We start from the raw sequence: 23,064 nt of genomic DNA, 5'->3' as shown, positions 1-23,064 counted from the left end.
GTAGCGGGCCGTCCGGGCCGGAGGATCTAGCCGTCGCCCCGCTTCTCCGCCTCTTTCTGCACCTTCTCCGCCTGCTTCCTGGCCTCTTCATCGGCCTTCTGCTGCGCCTTCTCCGCTTCCTTGGCCGCTTTCTCGGCGGCTTTCTGCTCGTCGGTCGGCTTCCCGCCGCCGGGCTCGGCGTCCTCGACGGGCACGACGGGCACGACCGGCTCAGCAGGCTGCACGGGAGCGTTCGCGGGTGTCGTGGAAGGCTCCGGAGTCGTCGCGGGAGACTGCTCGGTGTCGACGGTGTCGGTCACCTCCGGATCCACGGGGCCGAGGCCCGACAGCCACACCCCGGTCAGGACGGATGCCGCGACCACCGCGACCACCGCGCCGCCGATGATCCCCCGGCGACGTCTGCGAGCCTTTCGCGCTGTCCGACCGCTCGGTCCGACAGCTCCGTCGGGAAGAAGGAGGGTCGGGGTGGTGGCCGGCGATGACACGGCGCCCGCTGCGGCCATCGCGGCGACCGTGGCCGGAACGGCAGGACGCGGAGGCGCAGGAGGTGCCGGACGCGACGATGCTGACGGTGCCGTCGCGAGTGCCGACGAGGCAGCGAACACCTCCGAGGCGCTCGGCCGATCGCCCGGGTCCGCTGCCAGCATCCGGGTCAGGAGGGTGGACCACTCGGATCCCAGCGCCGCCGGCACCTCCGGGGTCTCGATGAGCCGGGCCATCGCGGCGCCGATACCTTCGGCCTCCGGGAACGCGCGAGTGCCGGTAAGGGCCTCGAGCAGCACCAACCCCAGCGAATAGATGTCGGCGGGCGGAGCGGGCGGCTCCCCTCTCAGCTGCTCCGGGGCGAGATACGCCGCGGTTCCGATCACGAGCCCGGGGGTGGTGAGCCGCGCGCCGTCGACGAGGACGGAGATCCCGAAGTCCGCGAGCTTCGCCCCCGACCGGCTGCCGGCGAGCGGCGTCCGCGACATCAACACGTTCGACGGCTTGATGTCGCGGTGCACGATGCCCGCGCCGTGCACGACGTGCAGCGCCTCGGCGAGGTCCGCTGCGAGCCGGGCGACCTCCGCGGGCGCGAGCGGCCCCTGCGCGATGCGGGCGGACAAGGTCGGCCCATCGATGAACTCCATCACCAGGTACTCGGCTCGCCCCGGGACGAGCTGCGCGTCATAGAGCGTGACCAGGCCGGGGTGATTGAGCGAGGCGAGAACCGTCATCTCGCTGCGCGCACGACCGGATGACTGGGCGTCGTCCATCTCCTCGCGCAGCATCTTGATCGCCACGGTGCGGCCGAGGAAGATGTCGTCGGCGCGATACACGCGGGCCATGCCGCCCTGCCCGACGCATTCCTGCAGCTGATAGCGCCCATCGAGCAGCGCTTCGGTAGGAAGCGAGTCATCGGTCATCGTCGAATCCTCCTGACGCCCGTCGGGTATCGGGCGGCGACCGCCCACCTTACGGATTCGACGCGCTCGAGGCTCGGGCCTTGACACGAGCGCCCCCACACCCCCGGTACTGTTTTCTCAGGAGAACGGAGCCGATCATGGATGCTGCCGATGCGATCGGGCTGATCGCCGAGATCCTGTCGTGGATCGGCCTCGGGATCGGTCTCCCCCTCCTGCTCATCGTCTTCCTGGTGAAAGTGCACGATGGCCGCTGGGTGCCGCAGGAGGTCTTCATCCTCGAGGACGACGGCCGCGCCCGTGCCCGCTGGTTCACCGCCGGCGACTTCTGGGAGCGCCCGCTCCGCGCCGACGAATCCGGCCACTGGCAGGGACGGGAAGAGGTCGACGCGTTCGTCAGCGAGCACCACCCGAGCCTGATGCGATTCGAACCCCGCCGCCCTCTCCTCCATGCCGTTCAGGTACTCGGGGTCACGCTCGCCAGCGTCGGTGCTGCGGCGGTCGTGCTCTCGATCATCCTGTTGTTCGTGGGATGAATCGACGGCGGCCGGCCTGACAGGCACCGGCATTCCCCGGCAGGATGGAGGCATGCCCGTTCCTCCCCTCTCTTCACGCCCCTGGCTCGACTCGTACGCGGAGGGCGTCCCCGCGGAGATCGACGAGCCGACGCAGACGCTCCCGGAGATGCTGTCGGCGAGCGTGAAGGCGTTCGGCCGGCGTCCGGCGCTGGACTTCTTCGGCGCGGTCACCACCTACCGGGAGCTCGGGGAGCAGATCGAGCGAGCCGCCGAAGGTCTCCGGCGGCTCGGGGTCGGCAAGGGCGATCGCGTCGCCCTCGTGCTTCCCAACTGCCCGCAGCATGTCGTGGCCTTCTATGCGACTCTGCGACTCGGCGCGATCGTGGTCGAGCACAACCCCCTCTACACGCCCCGCGAGCTGCGACACCAGTTCGAGGATCACGGCGCCCGCGTCGCCATCGTCTGGGATAAGGCCGCCGACATGGTCGCCGGTTTTCCCGCAGACCTCCGGGTCGAGCACATCGTCAGCGTCGACATCACCGCGGCGATGCCCCTCTCGAAGCGCGTCGCGCTCCGCCTCCCGGTACCCAAGGCTCGTGAGGCACGAGCGAAGCTGACCGGCACGCCGAAGGCACGGCACCTCGTCGCCTGGAAGACTCTCGTCGACCACCGACGGCTCTCGCGACGCGTGCCCGGCCCCGCATTGGGCGACACCGCGCTGTTGCAGTACACGAGCGGGACGACGGGCGTTCCGAAGGGCGCGATCCTCACGCACGCGAACCTCCGCGCCAACGCGATGCAGGGACGGGCGTGGGTGCCAGGACTCGTCGACGGCGAGGAGACGTTCTACGGCGTGCTGCCGCTGTTCCACGCGTACGGGATGACGCTGTGCCTCACGTTCGCGATGAGCATCGGCGCGCGGCTCGTCCTGTTCCCCACGTTCGATCTGGGGCTCGTCACGGCGGCGGCGCGCTCGACTCCGCCCACCTTCCTTCCTGCCGTGCCGCCGATCTATGACGCTCTGGCTCGCGCAGCAGCCCGCGGGACCATCGATCTCTCGACGGTCCGCTTCGCCATCTCCGGCGCGATGAGCCTCCCGGTCGCGACGGTGAAGCGCTGGGAAGAGGCGACCGGCGGCCTCCTCGTCGAGGGCTACGGCATGACCGAGAGCTCGCCGGTGGCACTCGGCAATCCGATGGGGCCGACCCGTCGTCCCGGCACCGTCGGCGTGCCCTTCCCGAGCACCGAGATCCGCGTCGTCGACCCCGAGGACACGGACGTGGACATGCCCGCCGGCGAGCGCGGAGAGCTCCTCATCCGTGGGCCTCAGGTCTTCCAGGGCTACTGGGGGCGTCCGGGCGAGACGGCGGATGCGCTGCTGGCAGACGGCTGGCTCCGCACCGGAGACATCGCCGAGGTCTCGGACGACGGGTTCGTGAGCATCGTCGATCGCCTCAAGGAACTCATCATCACGGGCGGGTTCAACGTGTCACCCAGCGAGGTGGAGGACGTGCTCGCGGCGCACCCGGACGTCACCGCCGCCGCCGTCGTCGGTCTTCCGAGGCCCCACGGCGGAGAAGACGTCGCCGCCGCGGTCGTGCTCCGCGAGGGCGCCACCCTCGACGTGGATGCGCTGCGCGACTTCTGCCGCACCCGACTCACGCCCTACAAGGTGCCGCGCCGCATCACCGCCGTCGATGAGCTGCCGCGGTCGCTCATCGGCAAGGTGCTGCGCCGCCAGGTGCGGGATCAGCTGCTCGAAGGGCGCTGAGGGGTGACTTCATGACGCTAAGCAACTACCCGGTCAGGGCCTCGATCGGGGTGACCGACATCGAACGGTCAGCGGCGTTCTACGAGCAAGTGCTGGGCCTCGTCCCCGCGAGCATCGGCCCGAGTGCCGGAATCCAAGGAGGCGCTCGGTTCTACGCCTGCGGGCAGGGGACCGTGCTCAACGTTTTCGAGACGCCCACTGCGGGTTCGACGCGCTCGACAGTGGCCACCTGGTACGTCGACGACATCGATGCGGTCGTCGCCGGCTTGAAGGCCGCGGGGGCGCAACCCGTCCGCTACGAGGGATTCGGGCAAGACGATCATGGGATCGGACCGCGTGCGGGCGGTGGCCGCATCGCCTGGGTGGAAGACCCCGACGGAAACACCCTCGCCATCGAGACCGACGATTGACCCCGTGAGCGACCACGGGCACCGCGAGGCACTCCCCGCTCAGGAGCGGGCGGAGCTGGAGCGCCGTCTGGCCGACATCCAGGTCGAACTCGAGGTGATCGCGCGCGAGCGACTGCGCGGGACGCTCGCCACGTTCCCCCCGGACGATGGCGAGGAAGAACTCGAGGCCGAAGCCGACGCCATCCGCCTCCGACTGGGGTCTCCTCCCGCGATGGGACGCCCGCCGCGGGAGAGCTGGCTGGGCTGGGCCGCGCTGGTCGTGGCGATCGCCGCCATCATCGTCGTGGTCGCGCTGCTCACCCGCTGAGACTTGCGGAGGTCAGGCGAGGTGGCGACCCAGGGCGTCGAGGAGACCGCGCGTGCCGTCCTCACGCCCCTGCCCGTCCGCCCAGAACTGGTCGAAGAAGACGCCGTGCTCCGTGTGCGTGAAGCGGGTACCGGCATCGATCGGTTCGAACTCCAACGACGCGACCGACGTCGACATGTGGGCCCCGTCGAGCCACATGTCGTACGTCGTGACGATGCGGACGTGTTCGACGATGTCGGTGTACGTCGCCTCGTACCGTGAAACCGGACCGCCGTGGAACTTGCCCTCGTCGATGTCGCGGCCGCCGACGCGGAAGTCGAACACCCACTCCCGAGTACTGATGCGGTCGGCGTCGCCCCACCAGCTCCGCTTGCTGTCCTCGTCGGCGAACGCCGCCCAGACGCGCTCGATGGGCGCCGCATAGTCGCGGGTCAGGGTGAATCCGGAGCGCGCGAGTCGGCGTTCGATCGTCATCCCCGCCTCCTATCGGGCCAGAGTGACGTGGATCGCGCCGCTCTCGGCGACTTCTGTCGTCACCTCGTGGGTGACCTCGAAGCCGACCAGGTCGTCCCACAGTCGATGCCCTCGACCGAGGAAGATCGGGGCGACCATGAGGTGCAGGTCGTCGATCAGCCCTGCGCGCAGGAAGTCTCGCGCCGTTCGGTACCCTCCGCCGACGCGCACGTCGAGGTCGCCGGCGGCTTCCTTCGCCTCGGCGAGCACCTCGTCGATCGGGGCGTCGCGGAAGTGGAAGGTGGTTCCGCCGTTCATCGGAAGCGGCGCCCGAGGTGCCGTGTGGGTGAGGACGTAGACCGGGGTGCCGAACGGAGGCGTGTCACCCCACCAGCCCTTCCAGTCCGGATCGTCGGGGAAGGAGTGGAGTCCGAACATGCCGGCACCCATGATCTCTGAGCCGACTCCGTCGAAGAACGCGGCCGCATGACGGTCATCGACGCCGGTCGTTCCCGCGCCGCTCGTGTCCCCGAAGACGTTCTCGCGAAAAGTTCGGGTGGCGGCATACGCAGCGGTAAGTCGCGCCCAGTCTTCGCCCATCGGATTCTCGGGGGTCGCATCCGACGGCGTGTAGCCGTCCAGCGAGGCGAACAGGTCCATGCGGACACGTGTCATGTCAGTTCTCCTTCGGGGTCGTGAGAGCGAGATGGATGCCGAGTCGGTCGGCGTGGTGCTCCGCGGGTGTGCGCTGCTCGCCGAGCCACAGGTGCAGCACGTCGAGGGCGCCGGGCCGCAGACTCACGGTGCGCACCCGCCCGAGCTTCTCCGACGTCACGACTCCGGCACCCTCGAGCACGCTCAGGTGCTGCAGGAATGACGGCAGCGCCATGGTGAACGGTGCCGCGAGATCCGAGACGACAGCGGGAGATTGCGCCAGCCGTTCCACGATGGCGCGACGCGTGGGGTCCGCGAGAGCGCGGAACACGGCGTCGATCTCGTCGTGATACTTAGGCATGCACCTAAGTATCACGAAGGATCGACATCGCGTCAACCGGGGCGGGAGACTATCCGGTCGTCACGCCCGGCTCCGCGGCGAACGGCACCATCCCGAAGCCGCGGTAGATCCGCTCCGGACTCACGGCCCGCCCCTCGGCCACGGTGAGGGCCACGTTGCGGATGTCCCTGATCGACCGCGTCGGATCACCGTCGACGAGGATGAAGTCGGCGGCCTTGCCCACCTCGATCGTGCCCCGGTCTTCGGCGCGATGCAGGTGCTCCGCGCATTCGATCGTGGCGATGCGGAGCGTGTCGACCGGACTGATGCCGGCATCGACGAAGAGCTCCAGTTCGCGGTGCACGGTGACGCCGGTGCCGTCATCCGTTCCCGGCCACAGCTTTACGCCCTTCTGGTGCAGCCGGACCACGATCTCCTGAAGGCGCCGGAACGCCGTCTCGTAGCTGTCGAGTTCGGCCTGGTCCCGGTAGGGCACGTAGGTACGTCGGCGATAGCGGCGGACGCCGGCCGGGAAGTGCTCGATGACCGGCTCGTGCGCGGCGATCACGGTGCGCGCCCTGCTCAGCATCAGCTGCTCGAGGATGACCAGGGTCACGTCGAGGCTGACGCCCCCGTCGACCATCGAGATCATGGTGCGCTGCACTCGCTCGGAGTCGAGGTCGAGGTCGGCGACCCGGGTGAGCGCCGTGAGCCGCAGCGGGGTGCGGGTGTCCTCCTCCGGCTCCAGCACCCAGCCGAGTGCGAGCTGGTTGAGGTGCGTGATCTCGTCGTACCCGTCGGCGATGGCCCGATCGGCATCCATGAACGCCGGCACGTGGCCCTGCACCCGCATCCCCCGGTCGTGGGCGCGCGCGGCGGTCTCGGCGACCCAATCGGGCGTGAAGGAGTTGTAGATCTTGATCGCGTGGAACCCGCGGTCGGCATACCAGTCGACGGCTGCGAGCGCCTCGTCCAGACTCTCCACGACGTGGCCCATCCGCATCGCGTGCGCGCTCCGGCCCTCGATGAATCCGGCGGGCACAGTGGAAGGCCCCGTCACATCCCCCGCCTCGATGGCGCCCATCAGAGCGGCGAGCGCATCGTTGTCGTTGCCCATGTCGCGGATGTTCGTGACTCCGGCGGCGATGTACAGCAGAGCGGATGACGTGTCGAGATGAGCATGCATGTCGTGCAGGCCGGGGATGGCGGTGCGACCGGCCCCGTCGATGATCGTGGCGCCGTCGGGAACCGCGATGTCGGGGCCGATCCCGGTGATGCGTCGCCCGTCGACCACGATGGTCTGCGGATCGCCGACCTGCCCGCTCACCGGGTCGAAGATGCGCACGTCGCGCACGACGAGCGTCCCGCCCTGGTGCAGCGTGGCCTCGCGGGAGATCGCGGCGAAGCGGCGTCTGGTCGCTCGCTGCAGCGCCGCATCGATCTCGGCTGCCGCGCCGACGAGATCCGGGTGGAGCAGCAGCTCGCCGTCGGCGATGCCGAGCAGCTCCCCGGTGACGCGGTCTCGCAGCACGTACTGCGGCCGCAGCTGCACACCCGTGAGCGCGAAGGCCTCGACATCACGGCCGCCGACTTCACCGAGCGGCACCGAGACGACCGCGACCTCCCCGGCCGGCAGCAGTGGAACAGGCCTTCCGGTGGCGAGGGCGCGCTCGACCAGCAGCACCAGGCCGTACGGGCTGGCGTCGGCGGGAAGGTAGAAGCCCTCCGCCGTGGTGGTGCCCTCGTCGGCCTGGCTGCTCCAGCGCGCCGCCCCGTCGGGGTCGATCGCGAACCTCTCGTGCACCGTGCCGCCCATGAGCGACGTGCCGTCGATCTCCCACCGCACCGGCAGACCGGCATCGAGCCGGAGTGTCTCGGCGAGTCTCGCACCGCGGCCGTTGTTGTCGACCTCGTAGACGATGCGGGTGCGGCCGTCCGGATCGGTGTCGGCCGAGAGTGATCCGACAGGCTCGCCGTTGGACACGAGGATCAGTTGCACCGTCATCGGCGGGTCCCTGCTTTCGAGGTGTGGGTGATGGTTCGGCCGATCGCGTCGCGGGCCTCGACGAGAACCGTCTCCTCGAGGGAGTGCCCGGCGATCAGCGGATGGATCTCGACCACGGATGCCGGAGCCCCGGAGTGCCGCACCGCGTGGATCGTGCTGGACAGCGTGGTGGCGAGGTCGAAGTAGCCCCCGAGCAGGAGGATGCGCAGGTCCGGCCGCTCCTTCGCGACCTCGCCGAGGTTGCTCGCCACCGAAGTGCGGAAGATCGGCGGCATGGCCTCTGCCGGACGCCAGTCCCAGGCGAAGTTCAGGTCGAGGGAGAGCGACACGTAGGGCTCGTCCGCATCGACGGGTGCGCGCAGCTCGTCGCGGAGGTACCGGGCGATGGGCGCGGAGTGGATGACGTTGCCGCGGCCGAGACCGAGAGCCGGGTCATCGGCTGCCGGCGGACGACCGTCGGGATGGGGCTCGGGCAGGGGACCGGTCACGCGCACGTCCAGCCGTCCGACGACGAGTCCCTCGTCGGCCCGCAGGCGGCGGAGGAAGTCCTCGCTGCCCACTCGCAGGTCGGCGGCGAGCACGTCATCCGGTGAGAGGCCGACGAGCTCGGCGATCCGTGCGGCGATGCGGATGCGGGTTTCGAGCTCGAGGGCGGCTCCCCGGTGCAGCGCCGGAAGCACCTCGTCGACGGCGAAGCGCTCCGCCTCGGCCCAGACCTCCGCGACGTGATCGACGCCCGCACGGGCGGCACCGTGGAACCAGGCCGCCACCGCCATCGTCGGCAGCGCGAACACCGCGGCGAGGTCGTTCTCGGGTGCCTCGGCGGCCGTCGTGGCGTCGAGCATCGGCGAGATGAGGGTGATGCTGTCCAACCGCAGATCCGTCAGCTGCGGGGCGACGGCGGCGAGCCGGTAGCCGCCGAAGCTCTCCCCGATCAGATGGATCGAGGCGTGCTCGCGGTCGTTCGCGCGGAGCCACGCGCGGATGAAGGTCTCCACGGCATCCGCATCGCCGGGCACCGTGAGCATCCGCACAGCAGCCTCATCCCGGAGCACCCGGCTGAACCCGGTGCCGACCGGATCGACGAAGACGAGGTCGGCCACGTGGAGCAGCGAGACGGCGTTCTCGACGACCTCACCGGAGCGGAGGATGCGCGGGCCCAGGGCGTTCATGTGCAGCGGAGACGACGAGGCGCCGGGGCCGCCGTTCCACAGGAAGGCGACAGGGCGCTCCGTGTCCGAGTGCCGGACGTAGCTCGTCGCACTGATGGTGGCATCCGGTTGCCCGTCGGGTCCGAGGAGGACCAGCTCGCTCCATCGCGCGACGCCGCCGCCCAGATCTGCGCCGAGCGATACGCGTCCGTCGATCGACCTCACCCGTCCACCACCCAGTCGGTGGTGCGGATGTCGCCACCTCGGGGCTCGTAGCGCACGGTCACCTCCTCGCCGTCGCGCGCGATGACGATATCGAGCGGCGTGGATCCGTCCCGTGCCGCACTGTACGAGAAGCGACGCGTGACGAGTTCGTCGCCGTCGCGGAGTCCCGCGCGTTCGGCCGCAGACCCCGCGACCAGACCGGTGATGCGCCGCGGCTCCTGGAACGACACGATGTCGAAACCGAGGTCATGCTCGGGGGCCATAGCGGCCACCGGGCGAAGCACTCCCTGGAAGAGCTCCGTCGGTCGTTCGATCGGTTCGCCGGCCACCATCGCGTCGTAGTCGGTTCGCGCCCGCTCGCCGATGACCTTCTCGATCCGCTGCAGCCAGCCCTCCACGAGCACCTTCTCGCCGCGACGCTGCGCCCGCTGGATGTCGATGACGATGTCGTCGAGCGAGACCTCTCCGGCCGACTCCGCCCGCAGACGGGCATCGACGGCCACGAGGTACTGGATGCCCCGCCCATAGGGGATGGTCTGCGCCCGCAGATCCGCCCAGAACAGATCGGCCGCGGCCGCATAGCTCAGGTGCCGTCGCGGGTTCGCGTCGTACCGGCGGTACATGTCGGTGAGCTGTTCGCCGAAGGTCGCGGAGTCGAGTATCCCTGCTCGCCAGGGCAGCACCAGCGAATAGAACTCGGCCGTCCCCTCGCTGTACCAGGATCCGACGGTCCAGTCCTCGTCGAGGTGCGGCCAGTTGTGCACCATCTCGTGCGCGAGCAGAGTGCGCAGATCCGCCTCGTCGACCTCGGTCGTCGGCGAATAGCCGAACGCGAACGACGACGGGAAGGACGTGCCGCCGGAGCCCTTGTCGGGGTTGCGACGCACGAGCACGTGATACTGCGGATTCTCCTCTTCGAAGAACGCGCTCATCGCGGTGTGGATGTCTCGCAGGTAGCTGCTGAGGCCGTCGAGGTCGAAGGGCACGTCGCTGTAGGCGTGGATGCCGAAGTTCGTCGCCCCCTCAGGGGCGATGATCGGGGTCCCGGCGCCGAACAGGCAGTGCTCGATCGATGCGATGTCGCCCGACCAGCGCCGCACCTCATCGCCGGCCCCGTGGCTCGAGACCGCCGTCACGCCGTCGTCGAGGTGCCAGGTCAGCGAGAAGTCGAACTCGCTCTCCGCACTGAGCGGCACGGGAAGGAAGGTGCAGCCGGCGCCGAACAGTCCGAGCTGCTCGCGGCGCAGGTCGAACAGCGGCCCGACCGGTGTGCGCAGATCCACATCGCGCACGGGGGCCTGCACCGCGACCTCCACGACGCCGTCGACGTCGCGGTCGGCGAGGAAGTGCCGATAGGTGCTCATGGGATCCGACGTGCCCTCGACCTCCGTCAACGGGACGGCGCCGGCGGAATCGCTCACCCGGATGTCTTCCAGCCCGTAGACCGCGCCGGGAACGGAGGCGATCACCGCCGGAAGCCGAAGCAGCACCTCCCCCGCGGCGACGGGGCCGAACTCGGCGCGATAGCGGGCGTCGATGCCCGCCCATCCCTCGGCGCTGCGGAACGGGGTGAGCTCGAGATCGAACACGGGCAGAGTCATGAGAGCGCCTCCCAGCGCACCGTGGCGACCTGGTCGCCGGCCGGCAGATAGTCGAAGACGAGCGGCTCGCCGGCGCGCACGACGTTCAGCGACAGCGGTCGGTCGCTGTAGCGGGATGCGTGGTACGGCAGCGCGAGATCGACCAGTGCATCCCCGTCGCGCACCCCGGCACGGGCGGCCGCGGAATCGGGACGCAGACCCTGCACGCGCCGCCCGTCGCTGCGGAAAGAGGCGACGTCGAAGCCGAGGTCGTACTCGGCAGCCGTCGCCGGGACCGCTCGCATCCCCTCGAATGGAACATCCGGAAGCGGGATGGGGGTCCCTGCGGCCATGGCGTCGAAGTCGCGCTGCGCGTCAACCCCCGTGAACGCCGCCACCCGCTCGACCCATCCCGCAGCTCCGACCTGCTCGCCGGCACGCTGCGCGCGCAGGATGTCGAGCACGACGTCGTCGAGCGTCTTCTCGCCGTCCGTGGCCTGCCGGATCCGGCCGTCGGTCGCGATCAGGTAGCGGAGACCGCGCCCATAGGGGATGCGCTGCGCGCGGGGATCGGCCCAGTACGCGGCGGAGGCCGCGTCGTTGTCGAGCCCTCGCATGGCGTTGGTGTCGTACTGCTGGAACCTGTCGGTGAGCTGCGCGGCGAGCGCCGGGGTCGAAAGGATGCCTGTGCGGTGCGGAAGCACGTGCGAGTAGTACTCGGCGGTGCCCTCGGTGTACCAGGAGATCGCCGAGCGGTGGTCGTTCAGGGTCGGCCAGTTGTGCGCCATCTCGTGCGCGAGGAGACTCCGCAGCTGGTCCGTCTCGGTCTCGCCGACCGCTGAGAACGCGAACGCGAAGGAGCCGGGGAACGCCGAACCGCCCGTCCCCTGCCCGAGGTTCTTGCGGATGAGCACGTGGTAGCTCGACCCCTCGTCCTCGAAGAACCGGGTGAACTCGGTGTGCAGCCTCGCGACGTACTCGCCGATCTCGTCCAGATCGAACGGGGTGTCGTTGTAGGAGTGGATGCCGAAGTCCCCTGACCCCTCCGGAGTGCGGTGCGGGGTGCCGGCGGCGTAGTAGCAGAACGCGACCGACTGCAGCGGCCCGCTCCACGAGCGATCGCCGGTGCCGTAGCTCGACACCGCCTGGACGCCCTCGTCCAGGAGCCAACGGAGCGAGAAGTCGAAGACGGGACCGTCGGGGGTCGAGACGTCGCCGGGAAGCACCAGGAAGTTCAGGCCGGCGCCGAACAGTCCGAGCTCTTCGGCCCGGAGGTCGAACAGCGGCCCCACCGGAGTGAGTTCGTCGTGGGGTCGCACGGGCGCCCGGAAGGCGACCTCGACACGGCCTTCCGTCGTGCGATCCGCGACCCAGTGACGGTAGACACCGGAGGAATCCGACGTGGGCTCGGCTTCCGTGAGCACCAGCGGCCCCGCGTCGTCGGAGACGGCGAGATCCTCCGTGCGGTAGGGCGTCGCCGGAATCGAGACGACGACCTCCGGGATGCTGAGCAGCGTCTCGCCCGCCGCCACCGCGGGCAGGTCGACGAGGTAGTGCACGTCGAACGCCGTCCACACATCGCCGTCCGCGACGGGCCGGAGGTCGAGCTCGAACCGCGGCATGCTCATCCCCGAGCCGCCGGTCGATGCGCGATGCACGACATCTCGACGCTGATCCCGAACGGCAGGCGGGAGACCTCCACTGCCGTCCGCACCGGGTGGGCGCGATCGCTCAGGTACGCCGCATACGCCTCGTTCATGGCCGGCCACTCGTCCATGTCGGTGAGGAAGCACACGATCTGCGCCAGGTCTTCGAGGGCGAATCCCTCCGAGGCCAGCAGCGCCTCGACGTTCTCGAGCGTGCGGCGGGTCTGCGCGCCGATGTCGTCGAGCACGGCATCGCCCGTTGCCACGTCGATCGATCCCTGGCCCGACAGGTAGAGCACGTCGCCGACCCGCCTGGTCGTGGCGTAGGGGCCTTTGGGCTGCGGCACGAGGGTGGCGCGCGTGGTCATGAGTGTCCTCCATGGGGATGGTGTGCCGGCGCGAGCTCTGTCAGCGCAGACAGCAGCAGGTCGACGTCGTCGTGGGTCGTCGTCAGGTACGGCGAGACGCGCAGGGCGCCGTCCCGGACGGTCGTGGTGATTCCGCGGTCTTTCAGCCGGTCGGTCAGTGTCGGGGCATCCGCCACCGTGAGGCTGACGATGCCCGATGCGGGCTCGGCCGCGGCGGGTGGCAGGCCGAGTTCGGCTGCTCCGTCGGCGATGCGCCGGGTGAGCGAGAGGGTGTGCGCGCGGATGGCCTCGAGCCCGATCCCCTGCCGCACGCGGGCCGCGGCCTGCAGCGCGGCCATGCCGAACAGGTTGCTGTGGCCGACGGCCAGTCGCGGCGAGGACGGCTCGTTCATGTAGCCGATGAGCCCCGGGACCGCGCGGTCGTCGAAGCGCTCGCCGGTCGCGACCACGGCGGCGCCGAATCCCGCCAGCAGCCACTTGTACGACGCGGCGACGTAGACGTCGGCGTGGCGAGCGGCACCGGGGAACAGCCCGGCCGCCTGCGCCCCGTCCACGATCAGGAGCGCGTCCGCAGACACGCACGCGTCGTGCAGCCGAGCAAGGTCGAGCGCATCACCCGTCGTCGCGTGCACGTGCGTCACCGAGACCGCCCGCGTGGCCGGGCTGATCGCCGCGATGAGCGCCGTCGTGCGGTCGGCGTGCGTGGTGGTGGCGACCTCCTGGACGGAGAGCCCGGGGATCGTGCGCCACGGCATCCGCGGGCTCGGGAAGTCATCGGCGAGCACGATGACCTCGTCGCCGTCGACGAAGGGGATCGCACGGGCCACGGAGTTGATCGCCGTGCCGGTGTTCGCCAGCACCGAGACCGCGGTCGCCACGACCCCGAGCTCGTCCGCCAGCAGCACCGACACGTCATCCGTGAGCTCATGCCAGTCCGACGAACCGCGCGTCCCGCGACCGAGAGCGCGCGCGACCCCGGCGACGGCCGACTCCACCTCGACCGGGACCGTGCTCACCGCCGCGTGATCGAAGTACCCGCGCGGACGATCAGGGAAGTGCTCGGCGATGGCGCGTTCGTCGATCATGCGGCCGTCCCCCGGTCGATTCCCGGCGTCACCGAGAACCGGGGCACGGCGTCGAGCAGCATCCGCGTGTAGGGATCGTGCGGGTCGCGGAACAGGTCTTCCGCCGGCCGGTTCTCCACGACGACGCCCTGCCGCATGACGGCGATGTCGTCGCAGAGGTAGCGCAGCACATCGAGGTTGTGCGACACCACGGCGAGCGCGAGACCCGACTCGCGGCGGATGTCGCGAAGGAGGTTCAGCACCGACGCCTGCACGCTCACGTCGAGCGCGCTCGTGGCCTCGTCGCAGACGAGCACCTCGGGTCGCACGGCCAGCGCACGGGCGATCGCCACGCGCTGACGCTGCCCGCCGGAGAACTGGAACGGATACTTCTCGACGTCCGTCGCACTCAGACCGACGATGTTCAGCAGCCGGACCGTCTCCGTGCGGTGGTCTCCCGGGATGTCGTTGACCTGCAGCGCCTCGCGGATCGCATCGCCCACGGTCATGCGCGGGTTCAGCGACGACATCGGGTCCTGGAACACCATCTGCACGATGCGGGGACGAGACCCCACGCCGCGCGCGGGCAGCGTCTCCAATCGGGCGCCGTTCCATTCCACGCGCCCGTCGGTGGGCCGGCTCATGCCCACGAGGGCGCGGGCGAGCGTCGACTTGCCCGATCCGGATTCTCCGGCCAGGCCCAGCGAGCGCTCGGTCGAGACCGCGACGCTCACCCCGCGCACGGCGTGCACCCGAGTAGACCCGCGCCCGTAGACGACATGGATGTCCGAGCCGATCAGCTGACCGCTCATCGTGCACCTCCTGCGACGCTCGCTGCGGAGTCCGTGTGCCTCGGCACCGGATGCGCGGCGCGGTAGGCATCCGTGTTCCACGAGTAGTCGTCGATCGTGGTCAGCTCGTGCGCGGTGCCGCCCGACAGATCGGGTACCGCGCCGAGCAGCGCCCTCGTGTAAGGATGCTGCGGGTCACCGATCACCTCGGCCATGGGCCCCTCCTCGACGATCCGACCGTCGTACATGACGATCACGCGTTCGCAGACCTGGCTGATCAGCGCCAGGTCGTGCGAGACCATCACCAGCGCCGTCCCGTCTTCTTCGTTGAGCTTCTTCAGCAGGTCGATGACCTGCGCCTGCACAGACACGTCGAGCGCGGTCGTCGGCTCGTCGGCGAGGATCACCTGCGGATCGCCGAGCGTGGCCATCGCGATCATGACGCGCTGACGCTGGCCGCCCGACAGCTCGTGCGGATGCTGCCGAAGGCGCCGCGCGGGCTCGGGGATGCCGACGTTCTCGAGCGCTTCGATCATGCGCGCCTTCGCCGCAGCACCGCGCAACGAGGTGTGAGCGTCGAGCTTGTCGCGCATCTGCCGACCCACCGTGAGCGACGGGTTGAGCGACGACATCGGGTCCTGGAAGATCATCGGCATCTTCGCGCCGATGATGCGGCGGAGGCGTGAACGGCTGAGCCCGCGCAGATCCGTGCCGAGGAAGGTGTGCGCGTCTACCTCGGCTTCGAGCAGGCCGGGGAGCATGTGGGCGAGCGCCGAGATGGTGAGGCTCTTCCCGGAGCCGGACTCTCCGACGATGCCGACGCGCTCACCGCGGCGGACGACCAGGTCGATCCCGCGCACGAGCTCGCGCCGATCGTCGCCGTGGCCGGTGAAGACGCGCAGGTTCTGCACACCGAGCACCACGTCTTGCGGCAGCTCGCCCTTCGGGGCCTGCGACGACGGTGCGTCGTCGATCTCGGCGGCGGGTGCTCCACCACGGCCGCGGTCGCGGGCGAGACGGCGCAGCATCCGGCCCGGGGTCATCACCGCGCCCCGCGGGTCGAGAAGCTCCGCGAGCTTCTCGCCGAGCAGGCTGAAGCCGATCCCGGCGGAGACGATCGCCACGGCAGGTCCGATCGTGGTCCAGGGCGTGGAGTAGATGTCCTTCATCGCCTCGGCGATCATCCCGCCCCAGTCGTACTCGGGCGGCTGCACTCCGATGCCGAGGAACGAGAGGGCGGCCATCATCATCAGGCTCGCGCCCATGGTCACGACGGTGAGCGTGACGATCGGCTCGGCCACGTTGGGGACGATGTAGCGCCACATCAGTCGCCCCTTGGGCACGCCGAGAAGGCGCGCACTTCCGACGAAGTCGGCGCCCGCGACGGTGGCGGTGAGGTTGACCACCAGTCGCGCGGTCGACGGCACACCGGCGAGCGCGAGACCGAGCATCGCGGCGGTTCCCGAGCGGCCGAGCATCGTCGCCAGCAGCAGGGCGAGGATGATCGAGGGGAACGCGGTCGCCGCGGCGATCAGCTGGAACAGCACCTGGCGGGCACCGTTGCCGAGCACGGCCGCGAGCACCCCGATGAACACACCCAGAACGAGAGAGATGATGACGGCACCGAAGGTGAGCGCGAAGGTCAGTCGTGCCGCCACGAGCACACGGCTCAGGACGTCGCGCCCCAGGGCGTCGGTGCCGAACCAGTGCTCGAGAGAGGGCCCGGCGAGCGGATTGGCGGTGTCGAAGTCGTTCGCCTGCGGTTCGAGGAAGAACGGAGCGAAGAGGGCGGCGAGCACCCAGAACAGGACGAGGACGAACCCGACCAGGCCCGCCGGCGTCTGGAACACCCGCCGCAGCAGTCGTCGGGGCGTCTTGGTGCCGAGCGTGGTGGTGAGGGACTCGGTCATCAGCTGCTCCGGATCAGAGACTTGGGATCGACCTTCGCGAGGATCAGATCGACGATGAAGGTGGCAACGAGCGAGAACGTCGCGATGATGATCACCAGACCTTCCAGAAGCGGATAGTCGTACACGGCGATGGACTTGACGAAGAGGTTGCCGATGCCCGGCCATCCGAATACGGTCTCGGTGATGATCGCGCCGCCCATGAGCGAGGCCAGCATCATGCCCGAGTAGGTGAGCGTGGCGGTCATCACGTTGGGCAGCACATGCCGGAAGAGCACCACGCGGGGAGGAAGGTTGTTGGCGCGGGCGGTGCGCGTGTAGTCCTCGCGCAGCACCCGGGTCGTCTCGGCCTTCATCAGACGGCTGAGCACGGCGATGAGACCGAGCGACATCGTGAGCACCGGAAGGATGAACGCGGTCACGCCCTCTCCCCCGGCGGCCGGCAGCCAGCGCAGACCGACCGCGAAGATCATCACCAGGGAGATCGCGATGAGGAAGTCGGGGATCGAGGCGAAGAACCCGGAGATCGCGTTGAAGGCGGCGTTGGTGCGCTCGCCGCGCCCGTTCTCGGTGCGCACGGCCATCCAGATCCCGAGCGGGATCGAGACGAGCATCGCCAGCAGGAACGCGTAGAGGCCGAGCTGCACCGTGTACGGCAGTCGCGCGGCGATCTCGACGGCCACGCTGTTGCCTGTCGAGATCGATTCGCCGAAGTCGAAGGTGACGATCCGCTCGATGAACCGGCCGTACTGCTCCAGCAGCGGGTCATCCAGGCCGAGCTCCGCACGACGGGCGGCGACGTACTCCGGAGTCGCGGTGACGCCCGCGGCGGCGCGGACGGCATCCCCGCCGATGGCGCGGGAGAGGAAGAAGATGAGGGTGGCGATCAGCCAGAGGCTCAGGATCAGCGATCCGGTGCGTCGGACGATGAAGCCCACCCACGGCGATCGCGCCCCCTTCCGGGAGGACTCCGACGAGTCCTCCCGGGAGGGGGTGGTGACGGTGCTGGTCATCACGCGGTCTGTCCTGCGATCAGTTCTTGCGGAGGGTGAGCGGATCGACGAAGGCGCCCTTCGAGAAGAAGCTCACGCCCTCCCCGAGCACCCACTTGGAGTCGGCGGCGATGGTGGGCACCCAGTCCGCGCGCTCGACCACGGAGGCCTCGGCCTCGATCCAGAGCGGGCAGGAGTCCAGTCCGCCGACCTGCGACGCCTCGCCCTGCTTCTGGGCGTAGACGGGGTTGTTGATCGCACCGAAGTTCGGGCCCTCGGGAGCCGCCGGGCCGACGAAGAACGGACGGAAGCCGGTGGGCTGCGACGCCCCCATGGAGACGAAGCTGACGCTCCATCCGGTGCCGGAGTACAGCACGTCGACGGCCTGAGCCGGTCCGCGGTTGTCGAGTTCGACCTTCACGCCGAGGTCCTTCCAGGCGCTGGAGACGAGCTCGGATGCGGCGGAGGTGAACTCCATCTGCAGCAGCTGCACACTCAGCGGCACGCCGTCCTTGGCGTAGATCCCGTCGTCGCCCTTCGCGTAACCGGCTTCTTCGAGCGTGGCGGATGCCGCCTCGATGCCGCCGGTGGGGATGACGTCGGCGATCGCCTTCTGGTCGACGCAGATGTTCGAGGGTGCGCGCAGGAAGTCGGCCACGTAGCCGAGCCCCTGGGTCTGCACCTGGGTGAGCTCCTCGAAATCGAGGGCCTGGGCGAGCGCACGACGCACGGCTTCGTCCTGCGTCGGGTAGCCGTCGCGCTCGTTGAACATCATCATCGTGACGCCGGTGTCGGCCACCTGCTCGGTGAAGCCCGACTCGCCCTCCAGCCGCGCGAGCTGATCGACCTGCAGCAGCGCGGTGTCGGCGTCGCCGCCCAGGAGCAGGTTCACCTGGGTGTTGAGGTCTTCGACGATGTTCAGGTTGACGGTCTTCGGGAGGTCCTTGACCGAGAACCCTTCCGGGCCCCAGGCGTAGTCGTCGTTGCGGGTGAGGGTGATGTGCGAGCCGGTGACGAACTCGTCGACGACGTAGGGGCCGGTGCCGTCGGAGCCGGTGGTGAGCACCGACGGGTCTTCCAGCGCCGAGTCGCACACGATCCCCAGCTGGGTGAACGAGGGCTCTGCACCCAGGAACGGCATGCCGACCGTGAGGGCGACGTCGACCGTGCGGGCGGTGTCGTCGTACTCGACGGTGAAGTCGGAGGAGCCGAAGAAGTTGTTCACGAGCGGGGCGTTGGTCTCCGGGTCCTTCCACCGCTCGAAGTTGCGGGCGACGGTGCCGGCGGTGATCTCGCTGCCGTCGGCGCACATCGCGCCCTCCTTGATGACGAAGGAGGCAGACATCGGCGTGAAGTCCCACGACTCCGCGAGTCCGGGAATGGCCTCGCCGGTCTTCGGGTCTTCCCGGACGAGCGCCTCGTAGATGAGCCAGGTGGCCTGGCGTCCGCCGGTGCTGAACGCGAGTGCCGGGTCGATGCTGTTGACCGTGTCCGGAAGCAGCATGGTGAGCTTCGAGCTGTCACCACCTCCGCCGGATTCGCCGGGGATGGCGGGGGTGCACGCGGTGAGCGCCATTGCCAGGGCCAGGCCGGCCCCCACCGCAGCGGGGACGAGGCGCGGGGACTTCGGGGTAGTGCGCAAGGGTCCTCCAGGGTTCGGGGCGAGCGTCGTCGCCTTCGACAGTTTGTTGGGCGCTATTCAACACCATGACGAAGAACGTTCATGTAACAACTGTGTTACGGCGGTGATAACTCGCCCAAATACCCCGTGATTCCGGGAGAGAGCGAATCTGCCTCCCATCCGGGCCGGGCAAGAATTCATTGCAAATTTCTACAATCTGTGCCAAATTCCAGGTACCCAGAACTGTGGAGGGACCATGACGGATACCGCACCACCGACGTCGGACACGACATCGCGCATCCCCGCGTTCACCGATGAGGAGCGGGCGCATGCCGCCACGATCGTCGACATCGTGGGTCCGATCATCGTGCCGCTGGCCCGCGCGCTCGCTCCCCGCACCGAGGTGCTGCTGCACGATCTCACCAAGATGCCCGGCACGATCGCCGCGATCGGCGGCAACATCACGGGGCGCGGTATCGGCGGGCCGGCCACCGATCTCGGCCTGCGCACGTTCTCGTCGGGGTGGAACGAGCACCTCATCGGCTACCGGACCGAGACGAACGACGGGTTGCCGATGCGCTCGTCCAGCATCTTCTTCCACGCCGCCAGCGGTCGACCCGTCGCCTGCCTGTGCCTGAACACCGATGTGAGCGAAGTGGTACGCGCACAGGAGCTGCTGCGTAGCCTGAGCGCCATCACGACCATCGACCCGTCGCTGCGATCCGAGACGATGACCGCCGAGAAGTTCCCCGCCTCCGTCGAGGATCTCGCGCAGGGGATCCTCGCCGAGGCCGTCACCGAGACCGGCATCCCCGTCGAGGCCATGAAGAAGCGGCACAAGGTGGAGGTGGTCCGACAGCTGCGCGATCGCGGCTTCTTCACCATGCGCGAGGCCGTGCCTATCGCCGCCCAGAACCTCGGGGTCGGTCGCCACACCATCTACAACTATCTGAACGAGATCGAGGAATCCGCGGACGCCTCGAACGAAGAGGCATAGGGATTCGTGGACGAACGACGCGTCATCCGCTCCGCCACCTGCAACGGACGCCCGATCGACTACGCGATGAGCCTCGAGCAGATCCCGCTGCGCACGGCCGACGGCACCCAGGTCGGCACGCTGTCGGCGTTCTCGTACGTCGCCGAGACCGATGCCGAGACTCGTCGGCACCGCCCCGTGCTGTTCCTCACCAATGGCGGCCCCGGCGCCGCATCCAGCTACCTGCACCTGAGCGGCATCGGCCCGTTCCGCGCCCAGATCCCCGCCGACCTGGAGTCGGGGGTCCGCGCCCCCTACGGCATCGAGGAGAGCCCGTCGTCGCTGCTGGATGCCGCGGATCTGGTGTTCATCGACGCTCCGGGAACGGGATTCGGCACGGTGGCGGAGGGTGCAGACCTCGCTCCCTTCTTCTCCATGGAGGGCGATGCCGATGCGTTCGCCCGGGCCCTCACCGACTGGGTGGCCCGGCATCGACGCTGGGATTCCCCGAAGCACTTCCTCGGCGAGAGCTACGGCACCCACCGGGCCGCGTTCCTCGCGTCGAGCACACACGGCATGTCGACGGTGCCGTTGGACGGCATCGCGCTGCTGGGCCAGGCGGTCAACATCCAGGAGACGGCTGAGCGACCCGGCAACGTGCCCGGCGCCCTGGCGAACGTGCCGTACAAGGCCGCGGTCGCCTGGTACCACGGAGCGGGATCACGCGAGCATGAGTCGGTCGAGGATGCCATCCACGCCGCGCTCGACTACGCCTGGGGCGACCTCGCCACCGCCATGCTGCAGGGGACGTCGCTGCCCGGCGCCGAGCTGCAGGCTGTGGCCGCCCGCCTGTCCGGCATGATCGGGATCCCCGCAGAAGAACTGGTCCGGTCCCGCCTCTGGATCTCCAAGACCGACTTCCGCACGCGACTGCTTCGAGATCGCGGGCTCGAGGTCGGCGTGAACGACAGCCGCTACACCTCCCCCGCGACCGACCCCGGCTTCGGCGAGCTCGGACTCGACGCGGCCGGCACGCATCTCTCCCCTCGCTACACCGCGGCGTTCGCGCAGCTCTTCGAGGAGCTCTTCGACGACACCCCCGGCATCCCCTATCTCGTCCACGACGCGAACGCCGCCAGGGAGTGGGAATGGGCGGATCAGGGCGGCGCCCTGTTCATGTCGATGGGCAAGCCGTCGCCGTTCCACACCTACCCGTACCCGGCACGCCTGAGCCGGTGGATGAAGCAGATGCCGACCGGGCGCCTGTTCATCGGCACCGGGATCTACGACTCCCTCACCACCATCGGCTCGGCGGATCATCTTCTTCGCCAGTGGGACCTGCCGCGGGAGCGCGTGACCTCGCACTGGTACGACGGCGGTCACATGATGTACAGCGAGAGAGACACGATCGTGAAGCTCAACGCCGACCTGCGTGACTTCGTGACGGGCGGCCACGAGTGACCGCCCCGGTCCGGAAGGCGCGCATCGGCGGCGCCGAGATCGAGTACCGCGGCACCGTCGGGGAGATCGACGTCTCCGACGGCGAAGACGGCCCCGGTGCGCGCTACGTCTTCACCGAGTACATCCGCACCGACCTGACCGACGACGAACGCGCCGCGCGCCCCGTGCTGTTCGCCTTCAACGGCGGCCCCGGCTCGTCATCGGTGTGGCTGCACCTGGGCCTCGGACCTCGGCGGGTGGCCGACGCCGACACGCTGCATCCGCGCATGGCTCCGCCGTTCGCCCTCGTCGACAACGAGGAATCGCCGCTCGACGTCGCCGACCTGGTGTTCATCGATCCGCCCGGCACCGGCTACAGCAGGATCCACCCGGATGCCGATCGCGAACGTTTCCACGGCGTGGAGCAGGATGCCCGCGCGACTCTGGAGTTCATCGGTCGCTGGGTGCGTCGGAACGGCCGGGAGCAGTCGCCGCGCTTCGTGATGGGCGAGAGCTACGGCACGCATCGTGCGGCGCGCATGTCGCGTCTCGCGAACGGCGGCCCGATGCGCGGAGGCACCACGAGGGCGACCTCGCTGAACGGCGCGATCGTGCTCGGGCCGGCGTTCGGACTCGGCGAACCCGCCTGGAGCAGCGACGTCCAGGCGGCATTGGAGTTCCCCACGCTCGTGCGCACCGCCCGCCAGCACGGCGCCGCCGCCGACCTCTCCGATGACGATGTCTCGGATTTCGCCCGCACCGAACTGCTCCCGGCGCTCGTCGCCGGAACGCAGCTGGACGACGCGGAGCGGGAGGCCCTCGCGGCGCGCATGGGGGAGCTTCTCGGGCTCCCCACCCCGGTAATCATCGAGCACGATCTGCGGATCACCCCGGATGCCTTCGCCCGGCTCGCGTTGCGTGAGCAGGGTCGCCAGCTCGGGATGTACGACAGCCGCTACACGCTCTCCGCCGACGGCGCCGGCTCCGACCCGGTCGCCGACGACCCGGCGATGGGCGCGTACGCACCGCAGTTCACCGGAGCGATCCAGCACTATCTGCGCGAAGAGCTCGGATACGAGAGTGACGACGAGTACCGCGCCATCGACTTCCGTCTCGCCATGGGCGGTTGGGACTGGGACGGGCACGATTCGCCCCACAGCAACTGCTTCGGCGACTTCACCGAGGCGGTGCGTCGCGACGAGCGCTTCGAGCTGATGATCGGCGTGGGCGAGTACGACCTCGTCACGACCAGGGCGGCGACCGAGTTCACCTTCACCCGCTTCCGGTTCGATCGCTCGCGCGTACACCTGAAGGTCTACGGATCCGGCCACATGCCCTATCTCGGAGAGGCACCCCGGGTCGCACTCGCTACGGACATTCGGGAGTTCATCCGCGTGGGCGCTGCGCCCTAGCTCGACAGACCCCGCCGATGACGCCGCGGC

Annotated in this window: 21 protein-coding genes; 7 read left to right on the top strand and 14 right to left on the bottom strand. The window is 69.4% G+C overall.

Going from position 1 to position 23,064, the window contains the following annotated elements; translation table 11 throughout:
* Positions 1 to 26: 26 nt before the first annotated feature.
* The gene (locus tag ACIOTO_RS10545) at positions 27 to 1,406 is read right to left on the bottom strand and encodes a serine/threonine-protein kinase (protein WP_400857750.1); all 1,380 of its coding nucleotides are present in this window, start codon (positions 1,404 to 1,406) and stop codon (positions 27 to 29) included.
* A gap of 137 nt (positions 1,407 to 1,543) precedes the next feature.
* Between ACIOTO_RS10545 and ACIOTO_RS10540 the strand changes: the two genes are divergently transcribed.
* Genes ACIOTO_RS10540 through ACIOTO_RS10525 form a run of 4 tightly spaced genes read left to right on the top strand, consistent with a single transcriptional unit; the run spans position 1,544 to position 4,409 of the window.
* Positions 1,544 to 1,939: a hypothetical protein gene (locus ACIOTO_RS10540; protein WP_091029736.1), complete on the top strand. Its 396-nt coding sequence runs from the start codon at positions 1,544 to 1,546 to the stop codon at positions 1,937 to 1,939.
* A gap of 52 nt (positions 1,940 to 1,991) precedes the next feature.
* Positions 1,992 to 3,692, top strand: coding sequence for a long-chain-fatty-acid--CoA ligase (locus tag ACIOTO_RS10535; protein ID WP_400857749.1), 1,701 nt, complete (start codon positions 1,992 to 1,994; stop codon positions 3,690 to 3,692).
* An 11-nt stretch (positions 3,693 to 3,703) separates the two neighbouring features.
* Positions 3,704 to 4,102, top strand: coding sequence for a VOC family protein (locus ACIOTO_RS10530; RefSeq protein WP_400857748.1), 399 nt, complete (start codon positions 3,704 to 3,706; stop codon positions 4,100 to 4,102).
* 4 nt (positions 4,103 to 4,106) lie between these two features.
* Positions 4,107 to 4,409, top strand: a complete 303-nt coding sequence (locus ACIOTO_RS10525) for a hypothetical protein (RefSeq protein ID WP_372468956.1) — start codon at positions 4,107 to 4,109, stop codon at positions 4,407 to 4,409.
* Between the two features lie 12 nt (positions 4,410 to 4,421).
* Here the strand turns inward: ACIOTO_RS10525 and ACIOTO_RS10520 are convergent, their stop codons facing one another.
* The 13 genes from ACIOTO_RS10520 to ACIOTO_RS10460 are packed head-to-tail and all read right to left on the bottom strand — an operon-like array spanning position 4,422 to position 19,227.
* Complete coding sequence (locus ACIOTO_RS10520) at positions 4,422 to 4,883, bottom strand: SRPBCC domain-containing protein (RefSeq protein WP_400857747.1); 462 nt, start codon at positions 4,881 to 4,883, stop codon at positions 4,422 to 4,424.
* Between the two features lie 9 nt (positions 4,884 to 4,892).
* Positions 4,893 to 5,537, bottom strand: coding sequence for a dihydrofolate reductase family protein (locus ACIOTO_RS10515; protein ID WP_400857746.1), 645 nt, complete (start codon positions 5,535 to 5,537; stop codon positions 4,893 to 4,895).
* A gap of 1 nt (position 5,538) precedes the next feature.
* Entirely contained in the window at positions 5,539 to 5,877 is a 339-nt protein-coding gene (locus ACIOTO_RS10510; protein ID WP_400857745.1) for an ArsR/SmtB family transcription factor, read from the bottom strand.
* Positions 5,878 to 5,926: 49 nt separating this feature from the next.
* A complete protein-coding gene (locus ACIOTO_RS10505) occupies positions 5,927 to 7,861 on the bottom strand; it encodes an amidohydrolase family protein (protein WP_400857744.1) in 1,935 nt (644 codons plus the stop codon).
* Entirely contained in the window at positions 7,858 to 9,237 is a 1,380-nt protein-coding gene (locus tag ACIOTO_RS10500; protein ID WP_400857743.1) for a hypothetical protein, read from the bottom strand. The genes ACIOTO_RS10505 and ACIOTO_RS10500 overlap by 4 nt, the downstream gene beginning before the upstream one ends.
* Complete coding sequence (locus ACIOTO_RS10495; RefSeq protein WP_400857742.1) at positions 9,234 to 10,838, bottom strand: hypothetical protein; 1,605 nt, start codon at positions 10,836 to 10,838, stop codon at positions 9,234 to 9,236. The genes ACIOTO_RS10500 and ACIOTO_RS10495 overlap by 4 nt, the downstream gene beginning before the upstream one ends.
* Positions 10,835 to 12,445, bottom strand: coding sequence for a hypothetical protein (locus ACIOTO_RS10490; protein WP_400857741.1), 1,611 nt, complete (start codon positions 12,443 to 12,445; stop codon positions 10,835 to 10,837). The genes ACIOTO_RS10495 and ACIOTO_RS10490 overlap by 4 nt, the downstream gene beginning before the upstream one ends.
* Positions 12,442 to 12,831, bottom strand: a complete 390-nt coding sequence (locus ACIOTO_RS10485; protein ID WP_105712306.1) for a RidA family protein — start codon at positions 12,829 to 12,831, stop codon at positions 12,442 to 12,444. Before ACIOTO_RS10485 ends, ACIOTO_RS10490 begins: the two co-directional genes overlap by 4 nt.
* Positions 12,828 to 13,916, bottom strand: coding sequence for an aminotransferase class V-fold PLP-dependent enzyme (locus ACIOTO_RS10480; RefSeq protein WP_400857740.1), 1,089 nt, complete (start codon positions 13,914 to 13,916; stop codon positions 12,828 to 12,830). The genes ACIOTO_RS10485 and ACIOTO_RS10480 overlap by 4 nt, the downstream gene beginning before the upstream one ends.
* A complete protein-coding gene (locus ACIOTO_RS10475) occupies positions 13,913 to 14,707 on the bottom strand; it encodes an ABC transporter ATP-binding protein (RefSeq protein ID WP_400857739.1) in 795 nt (264 codons plus the stop codon). The genes ACIOTO_RS10480 and ACIOTO_RS10475 overlap by 4 nt, the downstream gene beginning before the upstream one ends.
* The gene (locus ACIOTO_RS10470) at positions 14,704 to 16,596 is read right to left on the bottom strand and encodes a dipeptide/oligopeptide/nickel ABC transporter permease/ATP-binding protein (protein ID WP_105712309.1); all 1,893 of its coding nucleotides are present in this window, start codon (positions 16,594 to 16,596) and stop codon (positions 14,704 to 14,706) included. The genes ACIOTO_RS10475 and ACIOTO_RS10470 overlap by 4 nt, the downstream gene beginning before the upstream one ends.
* Entirely contained in the window at positions 16,596 to 17,606 is a 1,011-nt protein-coding gene (locus tag ACIOTO_RS10465) for an ABC transporter permease (RefSeq protein WP_105712310.1), read from the bottom strand. The genes ACIOTO_RS10470 and ACIOTO_RS10465 overlap by 1 nt, the downstream gene beginning before the upstream one ends.
* 19 nt (positions 17,607 to 17,625) lie before the next feature.
* On the bottom strand, positions 17,626 to 19,227 hold the full coding sequence (locus tag ACIOTO_RS10460) for an ABC transporter substrate-binding protein (protein WP_262001496.1): 1,602 nt from the start codon (positions 19,225 to 19,227) through the stop codon (positions 17,626 to 17,628).
* A gap of 235 nt (positions 19,228 to 19,462) precedes the next feature.
* On the opposite strand from ACIOTO_RS10460, the gene ACIOTO_RS10455 reads away from it, so the two are divergent.
* From ACIOTO_RS10455 to ACIOTO_RS10445, 3 genes are read left to right on the top strand one after another with little or no spacing between them, the layout of a single operon-like run.
* On the top strand, positions 19,463 to 20,203 hold the full coding sequence (locus ACIOTO_RS10455) for a transcriptional regulator (protein ID WP_400857737.1): 741 nt from the start codon (positions 19,463 to 19,465) through the stop codon (positions 20,201 to 20,203).
* A gap of 6 nt (positions 20,204 to 20,209) precedes the next feature.
* On the top strand, positions 20,210 to 21,643 hold the full coding sequence (locus tag ACIOTO_RS10450) for a hypothetical protein (protein WP_400857736.1): 1,434 nt from the start codon (positions 20,210 to 20,212) through the stop codon (positions 21,641 to 21,643).
* On the top strand, positions 21,640 to 23,034 hold the full coding sequence (locus ACIOTO_RS10445; protein WP_400857735.1) for a S10 family peptidase: 1,395 nt from the start codon (positions 21,640 to 21,642) through the stop codon (positions 23,032 to 23,034). The genes ACIOTO_RS10450 and ACIOTO_RS10445 overlap by 4 nt, the downstream gene beginning before the upstream one ends.
* The last annotated feature ends 30 nt before the right edge of the window (positions 23,035 to 23,064 follow it).

The sequence above is a fragment of the Microbacterium sp. NPDC087592 genome (genome assembly GCF_044743585.1).
In the GTDB taxonomy this organism is placed as follows: domain Bacteria; phylum Actinomycetota; class Actinomycetes; order Actinomycetales; family Microbacteriaceae; genus Microbacterium.
The sequence above is the reverse complement of the archived record's forward strand: the minus strand, read 5'-3'. Positions and strand labels throughout refer to the sequence as shown.